Origin of the sequence: Parasphingomonas halimpatiens, assembly GCF_036663795.1 — a bacterium.
Taxonomy (GTDB): domain Bacteria; phylum Pseudomonadota; class Alphaproteobacteria; order Sphingomonadales; family Sphingomonadaceae; genus Sphingomonas.
Genome location: NZ_JAXOJP010000002.1, coordinates 207,336 through 227,633, shown reverse-complemented (window position 1 = coordinate 227,633; position 20,298 = coordinate 207,336). Strand labels below are relative to the sequence as shown.

Here is a 20,298-nt window from a genome sequence, read left to right as displayed (position 1 = left end):
CATGAGGGCCGCCTATATCCAGCACGGTAAGGTGCAGGTCGGGGAAATGCCCGATCCGGTGCCGGATACGGGCCAGGTGCTGGTCCGCACCCACAGCTGCGGCATGTGCGCGTCCGAAGCCCATTTCCTGCACAGCGGGCAGCACATCATCGATCTCTCGCGCAAGTTCGGCGGCGCTTATGCCAGCCTCGATATGGCGCGCCCGTTCGTGCCGGGTCACGAATATGTCGGCGAGGTGATCGACTATGGGCCGGGCAGCCAGCGCACCATCAAGCCGGGGCGCAAGGTGACGTCGGTCCCCGTCATGCGCCAGGCAGGGCGCCACGCCGTCATCGGGTTCAGCCACGAATGCCCGGGCGGGTGGGGCGAATATATGCTGCTCGACGAAGCCAGCATCATGGAAGTGCCGTGGGATCTTGATGACGATCTCGCCGCGATGACCGAGCCGCTCGCGGTGGGCCTCGAACATGCCCGCCGCGGCATGCCGACGAAGGACGATGTCGCGCTCGTCGTCGGATGCGGCGCGATCGGGCTCGGCGTGATTGCGGGCCTGAAACTATCCGGAATCGCGCCGATCGTCGCCGCGGATTTCTCTCCGGGCCGCCGCGAACTGGCGCTGCGGATGGGCGCGGACATCGCGGTCGATCCCGGCGAGCTGTCGCCCTATGCCCCGATCTCCGACCTCGGCGGGCGGCAAGTAAATCTGGTCTATGAGTGCGTCGGCCTGCCCGGGCTGATGCAGCAGATCATCGAGTCCGTCGGCTTCGGCGGGCGGATCGTGATGGGTGGCTACTGCATGGCGCCGGAGCAACTCTATGTCTTTGCCGCGCAGAACAAGCGGCTGACCGTCCATTTCGCCGGCGGCGAGGAGCAGCAGGACATGGAGCTCGCCCTGCGCTCGATCGCCGACGGCAAGATAGACATCGCGCCTTGGGTCGGCGCGCGCATCGGACTGTCGGGCGCCAGCCTGGCGCTGGACGGGATGTCCGATCCGGGCGCACCGGTGCGGACCGTCATCGATCCCCGCAGGTTATGATGACACGCGTGGACCGCCTCGGCATCGAACTTCTCAGCGTCTTCGGCCTCGACCCGGTCGCGCATGTGACGCTCGCCGCTGATCTGGGATGCGGCCATATTTCCACCGGGCTGACGCAGGTGCCTTTCAATCCCCATGGCTATGCGAACTGGACGCTGAAGGACGATCCGGCGCTGCGCCGCGAGATGATCGCCGCAATGCGCGACCGGGATGTGACGATATCGCTGGGCGAGGGCTTTGGCGTGCGCCCGGGTGTCGATATGCGCGACCGCACGGGCGATGTGGACCTGATGGCCGAGCTCGGCGCGCAGTGTCTCGGCGCTGTGGGGATGGAGCCCGATATCGGGCGCTCGACCGAGCAGATCGGAATCCTGGTGGAGCTGGCGGCGGCGCGCGGCCTGCAGGTGACGATCGAATTCGCGCCCGGCCTCGCGATCGCGACGCTGGATCAGGCGGTCGCCTTGGTGGGCGAGATCGGCCAGCCCAATTTCCGCGTGCTGGTCGATGCCATGCATTTGTATCGCTCGGGCGGCGATGCGGCGCAGCTCGCAGCGATCGACCCGAAACTCATCGGCTATGCCCAGCTATGCGATGTCCCGCTCGTCGCGCAGATACCCGATTATATGAGCGAGGCGAGTTTCGAGCGGCGTGCGCCGGGCGATGGGGGCTTGCCGCTCGCTGCCTTCGTCGCCGTCTTGCCGCCGGGCATCGCGATCGGGCTAGAAGTGCCGATGTTCGCGCGCGCCGCCGCGGGCGAAGCGCCGATCGACCGGCTGCCTCCGGCGGTCGCCGCCGCCGCGGCATTGTTGAACCAGATGGGAGACGAATGATGTTGACGGTGGCACGGTTCGGCACGCGCGATGTGGCGCGCGCGCGCAGCTTCTACGATCCGATCGCCGCGATGGTCGGTGCGAGCATGGCATATGACCGGCCCGACATGATCGCCTATAAGGGCGCTGACGGTGCCATGATGCTGATCGGCCTGCCGTTCGAGGGCGAGGCGACGGTTGGCAATGGGACGCAAGCCGGTTTCATGGCGGCGACCCGTGCCGATGTCGACGCCATCCACGCCAGGGCGATCGAACTGGGCGGCAAGGACGAGGGCGCGCCCGGCGTCCGTGGTGAAGACCCGAACGGCTATTATGGTGCCTATTTCCGCGATCTCGACGGTAACAAGCTGACGGTGTTCCGCTTCGGGCCGCCTTGATCGCAACAAACAGTCGGCCATCTCGGCAGGGTCCAATCGCCGCGGCGATATGAGTGGCGATATCGGGCGTGCGCGTCGATATTGCGTTGCCCGATCGCTCCTCATCGTCAATGAACACCATTGTCGATTAGTTTTGCAGATCGACCTCAGTAGCTGAAGCGGGAAGGCCACTCCTGAAGGGTCTGTCGCATCGTATCAATGCATCACACACCCGTATGTGCGTGGCGTGGGGCTGATATGGGCGCTTCCTCGATGGGTGAAGTTCCGAGTGGGAAAGGGCGGCACAATTCGCTGATGCCGGCATGTGGAACTGCTTCACGCGAAGTGGCGATATGTGGCGTCGGCGATCGTGGTCAGGCCATTTTGCCCGCCGTCGAGGTAACTGGAGCAAGTTAAATCTGAGTGCTTCGTAATGTTGGCGCACAAAGCGGTGACGTGCGAGGCGCGATCTGGGGAGGATGTCATCGTGAAAGCACTTTCGAAGAATGCACTGATGGGCGTTAGCCTTATCGCGCTCGCCGCACCGATGCAGGCGCTGGCGCAGGCTGCTCCTGCCCCCACGGCTCCGGCAAAGCCGGCTGCAGACAATAGCGACGTCGTTGTCGTCGGCACGCTGATCCGTGGTACGACCGCGGTCGGCTCACAGACTATCAGCGTCGATTCAAAGGCGATCACCGCTCAGGGTGCGACGTCGACGAACGAACTTCTCGGCCTGATCCCGCAAATAGCGAGTTCGTTCAACGGTCGTTTCGAAGGCGATCCCCGCGGTGTCTCGGCCGGCATTTCGGTCAACCGCCCGAACCTGCGCAACCTTCCGTCGGCCAACACGACATCTGGTGCGCTCACCCTGGTTCTGATGGACGGTATGCGCCTGACGCCGGTTGGCGTTAACCAGGCCTCGGTCGATGTCGATATCATCCCGGCCGCCGTCATCGAGGGTGTGGACGCAGTGACCGATGGCGGTTCGTCGCTTTACGGCGCGGACGCGGTCACCGGCGTTCTCAACTTCCGCACGATGCGGAAATTCGAGGGGCTCAAGGTTGACGGCAACTTTGGTTTCGGCACGACGATCAAGGGTTTTTCCCAGTGGGACGGGTCGATCACGGCCGGCCATAGCTGGTCGAGCGGCAACGCCTATATTTCCGCAGGCCATTCCGACCGCGACGGCATCATCAACGGCCAGACCAGCTGGGCGAACGGCATCGTCTACAATGCCGCCGGTGTCGCCAGCACCCCCTATACTCAGTGCAACACCCCCCAGCCCACCGAGACTCGCTGGTTTCGCTTTGGCGCCGGTGCTGCGAATTTTACGAACAATCCCGCAGCGCCTGGTGCCGGCACGTTCGCGCTAGGCACCGGTTGCGACCAGATTTCGTCACGAACGTATCTTCCTCACCAGACACGCACAAACGTGTTTGCCGTGCTGTCGCAGCAGGTCGCCGACAATATCGACCTGCGCGTTACGGGCTATTGGACGAAGCGCAACACGGAGCTGGTGGACTATCCGCGTGGATTTACCTCGGCGGGCAGCCCGCTTACGACCGGGGCCCTCGTCGGAGCTGCGTTTCCGGGTGCAGCCGTGGGTAGTTTAACCGCGGTTCCGGCCGGTACCGGCTTCTCCTTTGGTCCCAATGCGGCCTATGTGAACACGCCGACGCGGCTTGGTTTCGAAACCTGGGGGGTCACGCCCGAGCTGACGATCAAGCTTGGCGGCAATTGGCAGGTGCGCAACAGCCTGCACTTCGGTCGTTCGACCAACTTCCAGAGCTTCCCTGATGTGAACACGATTGCGGCCCAGGGTTATATCAATTCCGGTGCGCTCAATCCGTCGAATGTCGCCGCGGCAAGCGCCGCGGTGATCAACGGCATCACCAATTACGAGAATGCCCAGGACACGACACAGCAGCTGTTCATCTTCCGCACGGTCGCCGACGGTCCGCTTTTCGCGCTCCCGGGCGGCGATGCCAAACTGGCCGTGGGTGTGGAATATCAGGATAACAGCGCCAATAGCAGGCTGACGTCTGGTACGGTCGGATCGCTGGCGGCGCTGCCGTACATGAAGGCGGAGCGTAATTCGAAGTCGGTCTTCGCCGAAATCTCGCTGCCACTGGCCTCGTTCGTCGATGTGTCGGGCTCGGTGCGCTATGACAATTACAGCGATTTTGGTTCGACCACCAATCCCAACATCGGCCTGACGCTGAAGCCGACCTCATGGCTCAAATTCTTCGGCCACTGGAATACGTCGTTCAACGCGCCGACGGCGCTCGATGGCCTGGCGATCGGTACGGGTCGCTTCGTCTGCGGCATATATGTGGTCGGGGGCACTGCGGCCCAGCGGCCTACCGACCCGCTCCTTCGGGATACCAGCAAACAGGGCACCTGCGCGATGGTCCTGCAGGGTTCGTCCCCCGGGTTGAAGCCGCAGACGGCCCATAGCTGGGCGGTCGGCTTCGAGGCCAATCCGGTTCGTGGCCTGCGCTTTGGCGCGGAATTCTATGCGCTCGACTTGAGGAACACGCTCGGGACGCTGAACCCCTCAATCATCTCCACCTACACGACCAACCCGAACCTTTACACCTACAACGTGACGGATGTCGGCTACAAAGCGATCCTGGCGCAACTTACCAACGGCACTGCTCTCGGTGGTCAGCAACCCCTCGCGTCGAATATCGCCATCGTCGTTGACACCAGGACGTCGAACCTGAACGCCGCGAAGTTCGAAGGTGTCGATTTCCATATCTTCTACGATACCGATACCAACTTCGGCCACCTCGCATTCGGTGTCAGCGGCACCGAGCAGACCAGGTCGTTCCAGACCAATGGCGGCGTGGCGACCAACGAACTCGGCCACGGCAACGCCCGGCTCTTCGTCACGTCGTTTGTGGGCTGGAACAAGGGTCCTTTCTCGACCCGGGTCACGGTCAACTACACCGGCGCGTTCCACGATGTGGCCACCAACAATCTTGGCGTGTCCGAAGACGTCCATCCGTTCGTCGTCACCAACCTGTTCCTCGGCTACAATTTCGAGAATTCGGGTGGCCCGCTGAGCGGAACCTCGCTCCGCCTGACCGTCGACAACCTGTTCGAAGAGAAGCCACAGACGATCCGCCGGATCAACACCAACAATCTGACCTACAACAACTGGACGCTGGGCCGTGTGATCAAGTTTGGCATCAGCAAGAAGTTCTGAGCAATCGTCTCAACCTGGGTTGAAAGAGTCCGGTCAGTATTCGTTATGCTGGCCGGACTTTTATCGTCGCCGGCGATCGAGGCGGGCGGAGCGAATGCCGGGGTGCAGGTCCGCGAAGCCGTTAGCGGCTCAACAGCAGTTGGTATGCGGGCGTGCTGACCGGGCGCGCGTCGCGGTGCCCGGAACAATGTCGGCAGTTCAGGGCTTTTCCTTGGTCGCGTGATTGGGCAAGAAGGATGATGTCGAGGGGCTCGCAATGATCGCAGGACTGTGCCGTTTCAGCCTATCGCTCTCGCGCATGCGAACGACGTCGATCACGGCCGTTGGTGGGCGCCTTTCCAGCAGATGGAATATGTCATGATGACGGCCCGTAAACGTCGCCCGCGCGATCCGGTCGCGACGCGCGAGGTAATATTGGAGGCTGCCCGTGCGCTGCTCGCGCGCGATGGCCCCGACGGGATGAGCGTGTCGGCCGTGGCGACCCTGGCCGGTATCAACCGCGGTACCGCCTATCAGCATTTCGAGACGCGCGAGCAACTCGTGGCCGCAACCACGCAGTCGGTGTCGGACCAGCTGTTCCGCGCCGCCTTTGGCGACCCTGCGACGGTGAAGGACCGTCGTGTCGAGGATGTCGACATCGTTTTGCTGACCACGACATTGGCCGATTTCGCAGTCGACAATCCGGCTCTGTGCCGAATCTGGTTCATGCAACTCCTTGCCTCCGACGAGCCGGCGCAAGATCCTTTCTGGCGCGAATATGCCGGGTCGTTGGGCCGCTTTACCGAAACCGATCTGGCCGAGCCGGGGATCGACAGCGACGTGTTTTCGCTGCTCATGTTGGCAGGTAATTTCCTGTGGCCGGTATGGACCAAAACGCATGAGAAGACGGACGCGGAACGGCGCGTGCTCGCGCGTCGCTTCGCCCTCGAGAGCTTGCGATTGGCGATGCATGGCACGATGCGCGCCGAATGCTTCCCCGAGATAGAAAAGTTGATCGCGGGAGACCCGGTGACGGCGGCTGCAAAGGCGGGCCTGCGCGCCGCATAGCGGCTGGGCGATGAATCGCGCAGGGTTGATCATTTCGGTGGCAATGCGCTGCCGCAATCTGAAAAGAGTGGCGCTCGTACAGACCCCTGGGGAGCCATGATGTTTTCAGCCATTCTGATCGACAAGACCGACGCGGGCCAAACGGTGTCCGTTTCCCAGATCGACGAAGCCAGCCTGCCTGCGGGCGATGTGACGATCGACGTCGCCTATTCGACGCTCAACTATAAGGACGGCCTTGCGATCACCGGCAGGGGGCCGGTGGTGCGCAAGTTCCCGATGGTGCCGGGTATCGACCTGGTCGGCACGGTGCGCGATTCGAGCCATCCGGACTGGAAGGCCGGCGACACGGTCGTCCTTAACGGCTGGGGCGTGGGCGAGACGCATTGGGGTGGCCTGGCGCAGGTCGCGCGGCTGAAGGGCGAGTGGCTGGTGCCGTTGCCGGACGCGTTCACGCCGAAGCAGGCGATGGCCATCGGGACGGCGGGGTATACCGCCGCACTGTGCGTCGAGGCGCTGGTCGCGGCAGGCGTGACGCCGGACAAGGGCGAGGTGCTGGTCACCGGCGCGACCGGCGGCGTGGGGAGTGTCGCGGTCGCGCTGCTGGCGAAACTCGGCTTCACCGTCGTGGCGGCGACCGGCAAGGCGTCGGAGGGCGATTATCTCAAGCAACTCGGCGCAACTTCGGTGATCGATCGCTCGGAATTGTCCGCCCCCGGCAAGCCGTTCCAGAAGGAGCGTTGGGCAGCCGTGGTCGATTCGGTTGGAAGCCACACGCTGGCCAATGCCGTCGCGGCGACGAAATATGGTGGCGTGGTTGCCGCCTGCGGATTGGCGCAAGGGGCGGATTTTCCGTCTTCGGTGATGCCGTTCATCCTACGCGGCGTCAGCTTGCTCGGCATCGACAGCGTGATGGCGCCCAAGGCCAAGCGACTGACGGCGTGGAAGCGGCTGGCGAGCGATCTCGATCCGGCGTTGCTGGAGACGATCGCTACCGAGATCGGCCTGGGCGAAGCGATCCAGGCGGCGTCCGACCTGATCGACGGCAAGGTGCGCGGGCGCGTGCTGGTCGACGTGAATCGCTGATCGCACGACGCACATGACCGAGGGGCGCCTTTCGATCGTGGCCGGGCCGCCTTTGGCGGAGGAGCCCGGCATCGGCGCGCTGACGCTTGGCGGGTGGCTGCGCGAGGTAACGGCGCGCTTCGGGTCGAGCGAGGCGCTGGTGCTGCACGAAGGCGATACCGCTATCCGCTGGTCGTATGACGATCTGTGGCAACGGGCGAACGAGGTCGCGCGGGCGCTGATCGCGTGCGGGGTGGGGAAGGGCACGCGGGTCGGTGTGCTGATGACCAACCGGCCGGAATTTCTCTCGGCGGTTTTCGGCACCGCGCTGGCCGGAGGGGTAGCGGCGACGCTGTCCACCTTCTCCACCCAGGCCGAACTCGATCATCTGCTGCAATCCTCCGCCTGCTCGGTGCTGCTGCTTGAACGGACGGTGCTGAAGAAGGACTTCGGTGCGATGCTCGCCGCGCTGGAGCCGGACGTTGCCGCTGTGGCTCCCGGCGAGTTGATGTCACTGCGTTTCCCGTTTCTGCGCCACATCGCGTCGATTGGCGGGGGATCGGGTGCGATCGAGGATTGGGACGCGTTTCTCTCGCGCGGCAACGATGTCACGCAAGCGCTTGTCGATGCGACCGCCGCGACGGTCACGCCGGCCGATCCCGGCGTGCTGTTCTTCTCTTCCGGATCGACCTCGAAGCCCAAGGGCATTCTCAGCGCGCACCGCGGGCCGAGCCTGCAATTGTGGCGCTGGAAACGCTTCCTCCAGGCCGGGCCCGACGCGCGGGCATGGTCGGCGAACGGCTTTTTCTGGTCGGGCAATTTCGCGATGGCGATCGGCGGAGCGCTGTCGAGCGGCGGCAGCCTGATTCTGCAGGCGACGTTCAACCCGGAGGAAGCGCTGGCGCTGATGGAGCGCGAAAAAGCGACCATGGCGTTCGCCTGGCCGCATCAATATGCCCAGCTCGAAGGTGCGGCGAACTGGGGCGAGGTCGATCTGTCGAGCCTGCACTATGTCAACGTCGCGCTGGCCAAGCATCCGACGGTGCATAGCGACTGGCAGGAGCCGTGGTCGGCCTATGGCAATACCGAGACCTTCACGATCAGCGCGATCTACGATTCGGGCACGCCGGCAGCGTGTGCCGCTATCGGCCACGGCTTTCCGCTGGCGGGCAATGTGTTCAAGGTGCTCGATCCGCTGACCGGCGCGGTCGTTCCGCTCGGTGAGCGTGGCGAGCTCGCCGTCAAGGGCGCAACGATGATGCTCGGCTATGTCGGCGTGCCGCTCGATGAAACGCTCGACGATGAGGGGTTCTTCCACACCGGCGACGGCGGCTATTTCGACGCTGAGGGCCGGCTGCATTGGGAAGGGCGCCTCAACGACATCATCAAGACCGGCGGGGCGAACGTCTCTCCGATAGAGATCGATACCGTGCTCAAGGCGATGGCCGGCGTGAAGGTGACGCAGACGGTGGGCGTGCCGCATGATACGCTCGGCGAACTGGTGGTCACCTGTATCGTGCCGCATGAGGGCGTGACGCTCGACGAGGAGGGTGTGCGCTCGTTCGCGAAGGAAAGTCTCGCCAGCTACAAGGTGCCACGCCGTGTCCTGTTCTTCGGCGCGGACGAACTCGAAATGACCGGTAGCGCGAAGATCAAGACGGCCGATCTCAAGGCGCTGGTCGTCAGGCGGCTGGCATGAGCGATGCGGACCATGCGCTGGCGATCGCCAATCTGAAGGCGCGCTATTGCCGCGCCGCCGATACCGCTTCGGACGATGTCGATGCGGCGCGGGCGATGTTCGCCGATATCTTCACGGACGATTTCGTCGGTGACTATGGTTACGGCCCACTGGCCGGGCCAGGCGCAATTACCGACTTCCTGTGCGACGCCATCGCGCGCGGCAGCCTGTGGATGATCCACATGCTGCACTCGCCGCGGATCGAGATCGACGGCTCGCACGCGACGGGTGACTGGACCGTGCTGGCCCATTCTCGCCGGCGCGGCAGCGATGAACTTTCGGTCGTGCTCGGTCGCTATTCGGACGTCTTTCGCCTGACGCCGGACGGCTGGCGCATCGCGCGCATCACGTTCTGGCGGCCCGCCTGAAACGCTCCCGCGATGAGTGGCGCTGCGATCTTGCGTTTTGCCATCCGTCCCCGGACAGCGGGAACAACAAGCGACCCGCGCATTCCCAGGAGCAGGCCATGAGCACCCCCATTCTCGATACGTCCGATCTCGACAGTTATATGGGGAAGCCGATGCAGCCGGCTCGGATGGTCGATCCGTTCGCCAACAACGACATCCGCCGCTGGGTCCAGGCGATGCATTACCCGAACCGCCTGCACTATGACGCGATGTATGCGATGCAGAGCCGCTTCGGCCAGCTGATCGCGCCGCAATCCTTTCCGGTGACGATGGACGACGGGCACGGCTCCGCACCGTCGTGCATCGGCTCGATCCCCAATTCGCACATGCTATTCGGCGGCGACGAGTGGTGGTTCTACGGCCCGCGCGTGGTGGCCGGCGACCGGATCTGGAACGAGCGCATTCCGTTCGATTACTCCGTCAAGAACACCAAGTTCGGTGGCCCGACCTGTTTCCAGCGCGGCGACAATTTCTACTACAACCAGCATGGCGACCTGGTCGCCAAGCAGCGCTCGACTTCGATCCGTTACGGGCAGGCGGCGGGCCAGTCGAACACGCCAACCGACAACCAGGACGATCCGGTGTGGGGCGATGACGAGCTGGAGGCGCTGGAGGATCGCAAGTTCAAGTGGATCGAGATGCTCCACGATCTCGGCCATTCGCCCCGCTATTGGGATAGCGTGAAAGTCGGCGACGTGCTGCCCGAGCGCGTGTTCGGGCCGCATTCGATCGTCAGCTTCACCACCGAGTGGCGCTCCTACACCTTCACACAATGGGGCAGCATGCACCGCCGCACCGATCTCGACATGGAGCAATTGGGCTTTGTCGGTCCGATGGCGGGTCCGGAACAAGACCCCAAGGAAGAAGCAAGGAATCCCGAGAATACCGACGGTGCCTATATCGGCCCGTCGCGCGGCCATCTTTTCCCGCGCTGGGCGCGCTTCATCGGCATGCCGCGCGGCTATGGTTATGGCGCGTCGATGGGCGCGTGGATCACCGATTATCTCGCCGGCTGGGCGGGCGAATGGGGCATGGTGCGCCATAGCGCCTGCAACTACCGCAGCCCCGCGCTGACCGGCGACATCACGATCCAGACCGGCACCATCACCGCCGTCTACATCGATGAGGAAGGTCGCCATATGGTCGCGATCGAGACGAAGATGCAGAACCAGACGGGCGCGACATTGGCGACGGCGAAGGCCGAAGTCGAATTGGCCAAACGGCCGGCCTGATGGGAAAATTCTTTGGCAAAACCGTGCTGGTCACCGGCTCCGCTGGCGGGCTGGGGCGCGCCTATGCGCTCGCCTTCGCGCGCGAGGGCGCGCACCTGATCCTCGCCGATCTCAAGCACGATGGGCTGGGCGAGAGCAAAGAACTGGTCGAGGAGGCCGGCGGCACGGCGTCGGTGCACCGGGTCGATCTGGGCGTCGAGGCGGATATCCTGGCCTTCGCTGCCGACGTGCTGGCAGCCTATGACAGTCTCGACGTGCTGATCAACAATGCCGGCTTGCACGCGGGCGAAATTCAGCGCGGCTTCTTCGGGCTGGGCATGGCGAAGTGGCAGCATTTCTTCGCGGTCAACACGTTCGGACCGGTGTTGCTGGCCGAGGCGCTGCGACCGGCGCTCGCCAGGGCCAAGGGGTTGATCATCAACAAGTCGTCGATGGCGAGCTACACGCCTGCGACGGCCTATGGTATCACCAAGGCGGCGCTCAACGTCTTCACCAACGCGATGGCGGCGCAGTTCGGCGTGGACGAAATCCGCTGCGTCGGGATCGCGCCCGGGCTGATGCAGACCGAGGCTGCACGCGGCGGCGTGGCTGATGAGACGTGGGAGCGGCTGAAGGGTATGCAGTCGGTCAAACGTCAGGGTACGGCGGAAGATATCGCCAATCTCGGCTTGTTCCTGGCGTCCGAGGAAGGAAGCTTCATCAACAACCAGACGATCATCTGCGATGGCAACAACCAGATGCGCGGATTCCGCTTTTGAGCGCGAGATTCGCCGACTGGCTGGCGATCGCCAATGTGAAGGCGCGATATTGCCGGTTGCTCGATACCAAGGACTGGTCGGGCTTCGGTGAGCTATATGCCGCGGATGTCGTGCTCGACACCACGGCGTCGGGCGGGCCGCGGATCGAGGGGCGCGACGCGGCGCTGGCGATGATCCAGGCAGCGCTGGAGGGCGCGGTGACGGTGCATCATGTGCATTCGCCGGAGATCACCATCGACGGCGATGAGGCGCGCGCGATCTGGGCGATGCAGGATCGACTGACCTGGCCGAACGGACGGGTCCTCAATGGCGCGGGGCATTATCATGAGCGCTACGAGCGGCGGGACGGCGCGTGGCAAATCGCTGAGTCGCGACTGACGCGACTGTATGTCGATATGCGCGCCGCGACTTGAGGCAAGGGAAGCTCCAATGAGCCTGTACACGACGCTCCACCTCCACAATGTCCCGACCGGTCGCGAGGACGACTATGCTGCGTGGTTCGATGGCCCCCATCACGACGCCGTGAAGGCCCTGCGCGGGTTTGTCTCTGCCGATCGCTACGAAGTGACGCGCGAACAGGTCATGCCCGATATCCCGCAGCCATGGCGCTTCCTGAGCGTCTATGAATTCGATTATCCCAGCCCCGGGATCGATCTCCCGGCGCTTGGCCCCTTGCTGGCGGAGGCGCGTGACGCGGGGCTGGTCGATGATAGCGACGAGAGCGAGCGTATCCACAGCTACGCGATGTATTCGGACTGGGTGTCGAGCCCCAACCACCAGACCGACAAGCCACTGTCGGGCGTCAGCATCATCCTGGCCAATTTCGTCGCCGGTCGGGAGGCGGAATACCACAAATGGTATAATGAGGTGCACGGCCCCGAAGTGACGCGCGTGCCCGGCAAGGTGGCGATGAAGCGCGGGCGGTTGTCGCCGCTGCAAGTCGAGCCGCGGCGATATTGCCCGGGCAGCGACCTCGTCTTCTGCGCGCTGCAGACCGACGACCTGCTCTTCACGGTCAAGGATTTCAGCGCGCGGGCGCGGGGTGTTTCGCCGAGCGGGATCGCGATGCAGCCGCGCTCCTTGGCGGGGTCGATTGCGCGCACGGTGCATTATTTTCGCAAGATCAGCGGCAGCGCCTTCTGGCCGGGCGGCGTGGCTTATGATGGCGATCTTTCGGTCTATCCGGCTGATTTCGCGCGCCCGGCGGGTTGAGGCAGGCAACCATCGCTATCGCGATGCGCCGCCCCTTGTGATCGGCCGTCTGGCGAGCGCACTTAACGTCAAAGCACAAATGGACGGAGCGGGCAGTGGGCAAGACGATCGTGATTACCGGGGCGGGCGATGGCCTGGGCCGCGCGCTGGCCCGCCGCTTCGCCGCTGATGGCGAGACGGTGATCTTGCTCGGCCGGACCCTGTCCAAGGTGCAGGCGGTGGCCGACGAGATCGGCGCGCCGCACGTCGCGATCGAATGCGACGTGGCGAATCCGGATTCGGTGCGCGCCGCCTTCGCGACGATCGCCGAGGCGCACCCGAAGATCGACGTCCTCATCAACAATGCCGGGGTCTACGAACCCTTCACGCTGGCCGATGCGCGCGACGATCAGATACTGAACCAGATGACGATCAACCTCGCCGGCCCGATCTTCTGCGCGCGCTCGGCCTTGCCGCTGCTCAAGGGCGGCGGCCACATCGTCAACGTGACGAGTGAATCGGTCGCCCTGAAGATGCCGATGCTCTGGATGTATGCCGGCGCCAAGACCGGGCTGGAACTGGTCTCCGACATGTGGAGCCGCGAGCTCGAGGCGGACGGCGTGCGCGTCACCGTGGTGCGCGCGGGCATGATGATGGACGAGACCAAGACCGGCAGCGGCTGGCCAATGGACGTCGCGATGAAGTTCGCGGGAGAAAACGCAAAGATCGGCATCAACCTGCGCGAGCGGCCGATCTCGCATTACAATTCGGTCACGGATGCGTTCCGCGCCGTACTCGACATGCCGGCCGATCTGCATGTCGGGCTGGTGACGCTGAGCGGCAGCCGGCGCTGATTTTTGCAGATTTCCGAAAGAAAGAGTGCCGTCATGACGACCCTGCCCGACGCCAAGCTGTTCATCGATGGCGAACTCCGCGATGCCGAGGGTGGCAAGACCTTCGACGTGATCAGCCCATGGACCGGTGAGGTGGTGGGCAAGGCTGCGGACGCATCCGCGGCGGACGTCGAGGCGGCGATCGCTGCCGCGCGACGGGCGTTCGACGATACCGACTGGTCTAGGAATGTGGCGCAGCGCGTGGCGCTGGTGACGAAGCTGCGCGATCTGTTCCTCGCCAACAAGGAGCGGCTGTCCGATCTGGCGCGGCACGAAGCCGGCGCTGCGATGGGTGCGGTCGGGCGTGCCCATGTCGACATGGCGATGGAGGGGTGGGACGATTATCTCGCCGTGTTCCCGCAGGTGACGTGGGAACGGGATTATGGCGGCCGCATGGCCTATGGTTTCGAGACGCTGCGCAAGGCGGTGTACGAGCCGATCGGCGTGGTCGCCGCGATCACGCCGTGGAACGTGCCGCTATACGTCAATGTCGGCAAGGTTGTGGCGGCGCTGCTGGCGGGCTGCACCGTGATCCTGAAGCCCGCGCCGGACACGCCGGGCATGGGTGCGATCTTCGGCGAACTGGCAGCGCAGGCGGGCTTTCCCAAGGGCGTCATCAACGTCGTGTTCGGTGCCGATCCGGCACTGGCAGGTGAGCTGCTGGTCAAGGATCCGCGCGTCGATCTGATCTCGTTCACCGGGTCGACGGGTGTCGGCAAGCGCATCATGCAACAAGGCGCCGACACGCTGAAGCGGGTGTTCCTCGAACTGGGCGGCAAATCGGCCAAGATCGTGCTGGAGGACGCGCCCGATTTCGCGCGCGAGGTCGCCTCGACGATGCTCGTCTTCCATGCCGGGCAAGGCTGTGCCGTGCAGTCGCGGCTCCTGGTGCCGCGCAGCCGTTACGAGGAAGCCAAGGCGATCCTCAAGCATGCCTATGCCGCGTTCGGCGACAATTGGGGTGTGTTCGATGCACCCGGGCATATCATGGGCCCGGTCGTGTCGAAGCGGCAGATGGACCGGGTGATGTCCTATATCGAGCTCGGCCAGCAGGAGGGCGCGACGCTGATCGCCGGCGGCAAGGCGCGGCCCGACAAGGGCGGCGGCTATTTCATTGAACCGACCTGCTTCGTCGACGTCACTAACGACATGCGCATCGCCCAGGAGGAGATCTTCGGCCCCGTCCTGGTCGTTATCCCGTTCGAGGACGACGAGGATGCGATCCGTATCGCCAATGCGAGCGATTACGGGCTTGGCGGCGGTGTGGCGTCGGGCGATCTCGAGCGCGCGATGAAGATCGCCAAGCGCGTCCGCACCGGCACGATGAGCGTCAATGGCGGCATGAGCATCGCCGGCGATATACCGTTTGGCGGTTACAAGGCCTCTGGTATGGGCCGCGAATGGGGGCTTGAGGGAATCGAGGAGTTCCTCGAGACCAAATTGATCGCGTGGCGGGCCGCCTGAGGCCGGAACTGGGATGCGAAGCGTGGACGCTGATCAGTCGACGGAAACGGTAAAGCCGAAGCGGGCGGCTGCGACGCCCAAGGCGCTCAGCCACAATCTCAACGGCCAGCGGCTGGGTCGCAAGGGGCGTGACACGCGTGCGCGCATCCTGGCGGCGACGAACGAATTGCTCGCCGGCCCTATCGACACGCCGATCTCGCTGAGCGCGGTGGCGCGGCAGGCGTCGCTCGGCATGACGTCGATCTATCAGTACTTTACCGATCTGACGGAGTTGCTGCTCGCACTGCTTGAGCCGCTGACGGCGGACGCTGAGGAATCATATCTGCGGCATTTGCGCGAGCGCTGGCCCGACGACAACCTTAACGCGCATTGTCTGGAATTCGTTACCGCGATCCACGGCTTCTGGCACCGCAATTCGACGATCCTCCATCTCCGCAACAGCATGGCGGATCAGCGCGACAAGCGCATGATGGAGCAGCGTGTGCGCGCGGCGCAGCCCGTCATCCTGATGCTGGTGGCGCAGATGGACCAGGATCCGGCCGTCCCCGACACGCTGGCCGCGGGTATGGCGACGGTGCTCTACACGGGGATCGACCGCGTCGTGACGGTCGCGACCGACCGCATCCTGCCGACCCTGCTGCCGGGCGCATTTGCGCCCAATGTGCGCAACTTCCTGCGCGCCGAGGCACGTTTGCTGGAATTGGGGATACGCGAGTTTCGGGCGTCGAAGCGGGTCGTCGCGCTGTAGGAAGACGCGTCAGTCGTCCTTGCCGCCGGTCCCCAGCTTTTTGATGTAGCGCTCGATCCCCTCGAGATAGGCAGGATTGAGCATCAGCGCGCTGTTTGCCATGCGCTCGACATGGCGGCCCATTTCCGGTCCCAGTTCGCTCGCCATTTCGATCGCGATCTTGGCCGCGCCCATCTGTTCGCCGCTCGATTTGGTCAGGTGCCGACAGAAGCCCAGCGTGGCCTCCCCGAAGCCTTCATCGGGCAGCACGTCATGGACGAGGCCCATGATCAGCGCGCGATCCGCGTCGGCCTTCTGGTTACCCATGATCAGCCAGCGCGCCCAATGGGCGCCGCAGATCCGCGTCAGGCGACTGACGCCGTTGGAGGCGGGCAGGACGCCGAACAGCCCTTCCGGAAAGGCGAATGCGGCGGATTTCGCGGCGAGCCGGAAATCGCAGGACAGCGCGAGCTCCAGCCCACCGCCAACGCAGGTCGCGTGGATCGCGCAGACGATCGGCTTCTCAATATGCTCCATCTCATCATAGATGCGGTGCATGCCGTGGAGGCCGAGCCGGTGATTCTCGCGGATTTCCGACGCGGTGGTCGGGCGGGGACGTGACGATCCGCCGTGCAGATCGGCCCCGGCGCTGAAGAAGCGGCCATTGGCGCGGACCAGCATCACCTTCAATGCGGGCGTGTCGCGGAAACGGTGCAGCGCTGTCTCGAACAGCGCCATCGTCTCGCGCGACAGAGCGTTGAGCTTTTCGGGCCGGTTGAGCGTGGCGATCAGGATACCGTCCTCCTCCTCCGTCAACAGATGCGGTGCGTCCGACATGGCAGTCCTCTCAGGCGCGGGTGCGCGGCAGGCCAAGGCCGCGTTCGGCGATCATCGAGCGATGCACTTCGCTGGTGCCGCCGTAAATGGTCGCGCCCTGTGCGTGGCGATAGAAGATGTTGATTTCCTCGGCTGCGCCCTTGCGCTTCGATAGCGAGGTCGGCGCGGTGAGGTCGAGCAGGTCGCGTGCGTCGCTGAGGAACTTCTCCGACGAATACATCTTGGCCATCGGGCCATAGGCGAGGTTGGTCTTCTTCTCGGCCATGACCCAGGTCGCGCGGAACGTCAGCAGTTCAGAAACCCGGACATTGGCATGGGTGCGCGCGAGCCGGCGTTGCGCGGACGGATCCTCGATCAGCGTCTTGCCCTGGTAGATGATCTCGCGACACAACCGCTCGCCCGCGTCGAGCATGGCGCGCTGATATTTGGCGAAGCCGCCGCCATGTTCGAGTTCGAGGCTGGCGCTCATCGTCTTCACGCCCCCATCGACCTCGCCGAGCCGCCAACTGTCCGGGATCTTCACATTGTCGTAAAAGGTGATGTTGGTCCGCTCGTCCTGGAAGGTGTAGACCGGCTGGATCGTTACGCCCTCGGTTTTCAGGGGGACGATGAACATCGTCAGCCCCTTGTGCTTGGCAACCTCGGTATTGGTACGCGCCAGCATCAGGACGTAGCTCGCGAGGTTGGCGCCGCTGGTGAACATCTTGGTACCGTCGATCCGCCAGCCATTCCCGTCGGGCGTCGCGCGGCATTGCGCGGCGAACACATCGGACCCGGAGCCGGGTTCGGAATAACCGAGGCTGCAAATCGCTTCGCCCGACATGATCTGCGGCAAGACATCCTGCTTAAGTTCGTCGGTACCGAAACGCTGGATGATGAGCGCGACCATCTGCGACACGCCGGCGGCAGGATTGTTGTATCCCTCCAGTTCGAACGTATCCATCGCGGCAATCTTGGCATAGGGCGAGAGGCCGCGGCCGCCGACATCCTTGGGCAGGCCGAGAAATAGCAGGTTTTCGGCGGCGAGCTTCCGGTTCAACTCGGGGTTATACCCTTCCCAACTGTAATGGAATTTCTCGCGCATCTCGGGCGTGACGTTGGCGGCGAAGAAGTCGTGGATTTCGCTGGCGATCGCGTTGGCGTCTTCTCCCAGGTCGAAGTTTATCGGGCTCTCGCCGGCGTCCGGCAGCGATGCGGCTTCGCCGGCATAGAGACGACGACCTGCCTCATCCAGCAGCCGCTGCGGGTCGCCGAGCACGAGCGGCCAGGCCTTGGCGCGCAGGTTGAACAGGAAAATGTCATATTCGGTGGTCAGGCCATAGCCGCCGAAGGTGTGCAGCGCCTGTGCGACGGCGCGCGCGGCGGCATCGGCGTTCCACCACGCGGCGAGCGAGATCGCCGCCCCGGCCTTGTCGTCGCCATCGGCCAGATCGCGGATCGCCTTCCACACCAGGAACTTGCCGCCATCGACTTCGCAGATCAGGTCGGCGAGCGGGTGCGAGATCGCCTGGAACTGGCCGATGAACTGGCCGAACTGCTTGCGCTCGCTGGCATAGGCGGCGGCGAGTTTCAGCGCCTCACGGCCGAGGCCGGCAAGGGCGGAAGAGATGAGGAGTTTCCATTCCTCGATGCCTGCTCCGAAGGCAGTGAGCGCAATATCTCCCGAGGCGAGAACGGTACGGGGGTGGGCGCCCAGATCGATTTCGGCGAGCGGGGTGTCGGCAAGGGTAGCTTCCGCGACGCGCGCGCTTTCGGGTACTGCGACGAGGACGACATCGTCGCCGGCGCGCGCGATCACGGCCTCGGCGACCAATCCGCCGGCGACCCACTGGCGGGGTTGCCCGACAATGTCGTGGAAGGCGAGGGTGACCACCGCGTCGCCCGACAGCGCGCGTTCCAGCAAGTCGGTATCGCCGCCAAGCTGCGCGATCAGTCGCGCCGCGACCAGCGCTTCCGCAAGCGGGCCGGAGGCGAGCGTGCGACCGGCTTCCTCCATCAGGATGGCAGCATCGATCAGGCCCAGGCCGAGACCGCCCGATTCCTCCGCCACGCGGATCGACAGCGCGCCCTGTTCGGCCAGCCCCTTCCACAGTGCCGCATCGAACCCAGACGGTGCGGCGGCGCGGACGCGCGCGGTCGAACTGTGTTCGTCGAGAAAGCGCGCGAACATGTCGCGCATCATCTCCTGGTCGTCGGTCAGGTCGAAGTTCATGGGAAATGCCTTATTCCTGCGGCTTCGCGCGGCGCATCATCACGCTGAGATCGACCTGACCGGTCGCGACGCCGCCCATGAACCCGCCATCGACCGGGAGCACCACGCCGTTGACGATGCTGGCCAGCGCACCGTTGAGCAGGACGAGGCCGCCAGCCTGTTCCTCGGGCGTGGAATAGCGGCCCATCGGTTCGGCGGCAGCATCGACCACCTCCTTGCCGGATGTCGCATGAAATGCGGCCATCATCGGGGTTTGCGTGGGTGAGGGCAGGGTGCAGTTGATGCGGATGCCCTGCTTGATCAGATGGGCGCCCATATATTGCGTCCAGACGATCACATTCTCCTTGGAGAAGCTGTAGCCTTCCCGGATCGTGTCCTCCAGATGCGCCTCGCACCAGTCGATCGCGCCCTGGAAACCCTTGGTCGTGACGAATTCCATGTTGGTCGGAATGCGGCGGCTCCAGCCCATGCCGCCGGTCGAGGCGATGCTGACGATAGCGCCACCAGGGCCCATCAGCGGCACGACCTGTTCGGTCAAATGCCGCAGGCCGATGAAATTGACCTTCATCACGTCCATTGCAGGAAAGGATTGCGGCAGGCCCGCACAGTTGAACAGGGAATCGACCTTCCCCCCGATCGCGGCGACTCCTGCTTCGATCGAAGCGGGATCGCGCAAGTCGACGCTGTTGAAACTGGCGAGCGGCAACGTCGACTGCTTGTAGTCGAGCCCGTGCACTTCGGCGCCTAATTCGAGCAATAGTCTGGCGGTCGCCTCGCCCATGCCGGAAAAACACCCGGTGACGATGACGCGCTTGCCGCGATAGCCAAGAATATCTGTCATTGATTGCTCCACGGGGGTTCGGGTCAGGCGCGCTTCTCGGGCGGCCAGGAGATCGTACCGTCGTCTTCGGTGACAAAGATGATGCGTTCGGGACATGCCCGCGCTCCATTCCTCGCGGCCTTTTCCTGACCTTCTGGAACGTCGAATTTCTCGATCGCGATATAGCCGTCGTCGTCGAGCGGGAAGAGTGCCTCCGAAACTGCGGCGCAGCGCGCATTGCCGACACAGGCCGACTTCTCGATCCGGATTTTCATCCCGCCTCTCCCACGTTTGATGCGTGATCCTAGAAAGGAGAATGGCCGTGCGATCAACCGCTCCAGCGCCTCATCGCTGCCGCGATGCCGGGAACGACGGCATTGCCTTTGCCGAGGGTGCGCGCGACACAGCGAGCGATATCGCGCCGGATTTGACCCGCTGCGCGACAAGCGATGTTACCGGAGGCCCCATGGCACACGC

General features: G+C 64.2%; 19 protein-coding genes. 15 read left to right on the top strand and 4 right to left on the bottom strand.

Annotated elements, in window-relative coordinates; all coding sequences use genetic code 11:
* Position 1: 1 nt before the first annotated feature.
* The 15 genes from U1839_RS03505 to U1839_RS03435 all read left to right on the top strand — a co-directional run bounded on the left by U1839_RS03505 (position 2) and on the right by U1839_RS03435 (position 15,973).
* The gene (locus U1839_RS03505; RefSeq protein WP_332802288.1) at positions 2-1,036 is read left to right on the top strand and encodes a zinc-binding dehydrogenase; all 1,035 of its coding nucleotides are present in this window, start codon (positions 2-4) and stop codon (positions 1,034-1,036) included.
* The gene (locus tag U1839_RS03500; protein WP_332802287.1) at positions 1,036-1,866 is read left to right on the top strand and encodes a sugar phosphate isomerase/epimerase family protein; all 831 of its coding nucleotides are present in this window, start codon (positions 1,036-1,038) and stop codon (positions 1,864-1,866) included. Before U1839_RS03505 ends, U1839_RS03500 begins: the two co-directional genes overlap by 1 nt.
* Positions 1,866-2,243, top strand: coding sequence for a VOC family protein (locus tag U1839_RS03495; RefSeq protein WP_332802286.1), 378 nt, complete (start codon positions 1,866-1,868; stop codon positions 2,241-2,243). Before U1839_RS03500 ends, U1839_RS03495 begins: the two co-directional genes overlap by 1 nt.
* Before the next feature lie 466 nt (positions 2,244-2,709).
* A complete protein-coding gene (locus U1839_RS03490; protein ID WP_332802285.1) occupies positions 2,710-5,433 on the top strand; it encodes a TonB-dependent receptor domain-containing protein in 2,724 nt (907 codons plus the stop codon).
* Positions 5,434-5,790: 357 nt separating this feature from the next.
* Positions 5,791-6,480: a TetR/AcrR family transcriptional regulator gene (locus tag U1839_RS03485; protein WP_332802284.1), complete on the top strand. Its 690-nt coding sequence runs from the start codon at positions 5,791-5,793 to the stop codon at positions 6,478-6,480.
* Positions 6,481-6,579: 99 nt separating this feature from the next.
* A complete protein-coding gene (gene acuI / locus U1839_RS03480) occupies positions 6,580-7,563 on the top strand; it encodes an acrylyl-CoA reductase (NADPH) (protein ID WP_332802283.1) in 984 nt (327 codons plus the stop codon).
* Between the two features lie 13 nt (positions 7,564-7,576).
* The gene (locus U1839_RS03475) at positions 7,577-9,241 is read left to right on the top strand and encodes a class I adenylate-forming enzyme family protein (protein WP_332802282.1); all 1,665 of its coding nucleotides are present in this window, start codon (positions 7,577-7,579) and stop codon (positions 9,239-9,241) included.
* On the top strand, positions 9,238-9,648 hold the full coding sequence (locus tag U1839_RS03470) for a nuclear transport factor 2 family protein (protein ID WP_332802281.1): 411 nt from the start codon (positions 9,238-9,240) through the stop codon (positions 9,646-9,648). The genes U1839_RS03475 and U1839_RS03470 overlap by 4 nt, the downstream gene beginning before the upstream one ends.
* Before the next feature lie 98 nt (positions 9,649-9,746).
* Complete coding sequence (locus U1839_RS03465) at positions 9,747-10,919, top strand: FAS1-like dehydratase domain-containing protein (protein WP_332802280.1); 1,173 nt, start codon at positions 9,747-9,749, stop codon at positions 10,917-10,919.
* Positions 10,919-11,677 carry an SDR family NAD(P)-dependent oxidoreductase gene (locus U1839_RS03460; RefSeq protein WP_332802279.1) on the top strand — a complete coding sequence of 253 codons (759 nt, stop codon included), beginning with the start codon at positions 10,919-10,921 and terminating at the stop codon, positions 11,675-11,677. The genes U1839_RS03465 and U1839_RS03460 overlap by 1 nt, the downstream gene beginning before the upstream one ends.
* Entirely contained in the window at positions 11,674-12,090 is a 417-nt protein-coding gene (locus tag U1839_RS03455) for a nuclear transport factor 2 family protein (protein ID WP_332802278.1), read from the top strand. The genes U1839_RS03460 and U1839_RS03455 overlap by 4 nt, the downstream gene beginning before the upstream one ends.
* 16 nt (positions 12,091-12,106) lie before the next feature.
* Positions 12,107-12,889, top strand: a complete 783-nt coding sequence (locus U1839_RS03450; RefSeq protein ID WP_332802277.1) for a hypothetical protein — start codon at positions 12,107-12,109, stop codon at positions 12,887-12,889.
* 95 nt (positions 12,890-12,984) lie between these two features.
* Positions 12,985-13,722 carry an SDR family oxidoreductase gene (locus U1839_RS03445; protein WP_332802276.1) on the top strand — a complete coding sequence of 246 codons (738 nt, stop codon included), beginning with the start codon at positions 12,985-12,987 and terminating at the stop codon, positions 13,720-13,722.
* A gap of 33 nt (positions 13,723-13,755) precedes the next feature.
* On the top strand, positions 13,756-15,225 hold the full coding sequence (locus tag U1839_RS03440; protein ID WP_332802275.1) for an aldehyde dehydrogenase family protein: 1,470 nt from the start codon (positions 13,756-13,758) through the stop codon (positions 15,223-15,225).
* Positions 15,226-15,238: 13 nt separating this feature from the next.
* Positions 15,239-15,973 carry a TetR/AcrR family transcriptional regulator gene (locus U1839_RS03435; protein WP_443030560.1) on the top strand — a complete coding sequence of 245 codons (735 nt, stop codon included), beginning with the start codon at positions 15,239-15,241 and terminating at the stop codon, positions 15,971-15,973.
* Positions 15,974-15,982: 9 nt separating this feature from the next.
* Here U1839_RS03435 and U1839_RS03430 read toward each other — a convergent pair whose 3' ends face one another.
* From U1839_RS03430 to U1839_RS03415, 4 genes are read right to left on the bottom strand one after another with little or no spacing between them, the layout of a single operon-like run.
* On the bottom strand, positions 15,983-16,789 hold the full coding sequence (locus U1839_RS03430; protein WP_332802273.1) for an enoyl-CoA hydratase/isomerase family protein: 807 nt from the start codon (positions 16,787-16,789) through the stop codon (positions 15,983-15,985).
* A 10-nt stretch (positions 16,790-16,799) separates the two neighbouring features.
* Positions 16,800-19,001: an acyl-CoA dehydrogenase family protein gene (locus U1839_RS03425; RefSeq protein ID WP_332802272.1), complete on the bottom strand. Its 2,202-nt coding sequence runs from the start codon at positions 18,999-19,001 to the stop codon at positions 16,800-16,802.
* A gap of 10 nt (positions 19,002-19,011) precedes the next feature.
* Entirely contained in the window at positions 19,012-19,842 is an 831-nt protein-coding gene (locus tag U1839_RS03420) for a coniferyl-alcohol dehydrogenase (protein WP_332802271.1), read from the bottom strand.
* Positions 19,843-19,865: 23 nt separating this feature from the next.
* Positions 19,866-20,096 carry a ferredoxin gene (locus U1839_RS03415; RefSeq protein ID WP_332802270.1) on the bottom strand — a complete coding sequence of 77 codons (231 nt, stop codon included), beginning with the start codon at positions 20,094-20,096 and terminating at the stop codon, positions 19,866-19,868.
* Positions 20,097-20,298: the final 202 nt, after the last annotated feature.

What these genes read in the sequence shown, in the direction of transcription:
- U1839_RS03415 (WP_332802270.1), bottom strand. Translation starts at nt 20,096, where the DNA reads ATGAAAATCCGGATCGAGAAGTCGGCCTGTGTCGGCAATGCGCGCTGC.
- U1839_RS03470 (WP_332802281.1), top strand. Translation starts at nt 9,238, where the DNA reads ATGAGCGATGCGGACCATGCGCTGGCGATCGCCAATCTGAAGGCGCGC.
- U1839_RS03500 (WP_332802287.1), top strand. Translation starts at nt 1,036, where the DNA reads ATGACACGCGTGGACCGCCTCGGCATCGAACTTCTCAGCGTCTTCGGC.
- U1839_RS03465 (WP_332802280.1), top strand. Translation starts at nt 9,747, where the DNA reads ATGAGCACCCCCATTCTCGATACGTCCGATCTCGACAGTTATATGGGG.
- U1839_RS03485 (WP_332802284.1), top strand. Translation starts at nt 5,791, where the DNA reads ATGATGACGGCCCGTAAACGTCGCCCGCGCGATCCGGTCGCGACGCGC.
- U1839_RS03430 (WP_332802273.1), bottom strand. Translation starts at nt 16,789, where the DNA reads ATGTCGGACGCACCGCATCTGTTGACGGAGGAGGAGGACGGTATCCTG.
- U1839_RS03420 (WP_332802271.1), bottom strand. Translation starts at nt 19,842, where the DNA reads ATGACAGATATTCTTGGCTATCGCGGCAAGCGCGTCATCGTCACCGGG.
- U1839_RS03425 (WP_332802272.1), bottom strand. Translation starts at nt 19,001, where the DNA reads ATGAACTTCGACCTGACCGACGACCAGGAGATGATGCGCGACATGTTC.
- U1839_RS03450 (WP_332802277.1), top strand. Translation starts at nt 12,107, where the DNA reads ATGAGCCTGTACACGACGCTCCACCTCCACAATGTCCCGACCGGTCGC.
- U1839_RS03440 (WP_332802275.1), top strand. Translation starts at nt 13,756, where the DNA reads ATGACGACCCTGCCCGACGCCAAGCTGTTCATCGATGGCGAACTCCGC.
- U1839_RS03475 (WP_332802282.1), top strand. Translation starts at nt 7,577, where the DNA reads ATGACCGAGGGGCGCCTTTCGATCGTGGCCGGGCCGCCTTTGGCGGAG.
- U1839_RS03495 (WP_332802286.1), top strand. Translation starts at nt 1,866, where the DNA reads ATGTTGACGGTGGCACGGTTCGGCACGCGCGATGTGGCGCGCGCGCGC.
- U1839_RS03435 (WP_443030560.1), top strand. Translation starts at nt 15,239, where the DNA reads ATGCGAAGCGTGGACGCTGATCAGTCGACGGAAACGGTAAAGCCGAAG.
- U1839_RS03505 (WP_332802288.1), top strand. Translation starts at nt 2, where the DNA reads ATGAGGGCCGCCTATATCCAGCACGGTAAGGTGCAGGTCGGGGAAATG.
- acuI (WP_332802283.1), top strand. Translation starts at nt 6,580, where the DNA reads ATGTTTTCAGCCATTCTGATCGACAAGACCGACGCGGGCCAAACGGTG.
- U1839_RS03460 (WP_332802279.1), top strand. Translation starts at nt 10,919, where the DNA reads ATGGGAAAATTCTTTGGCAAAACCGTGCTGGTCACCGGCTCCGCTGGC.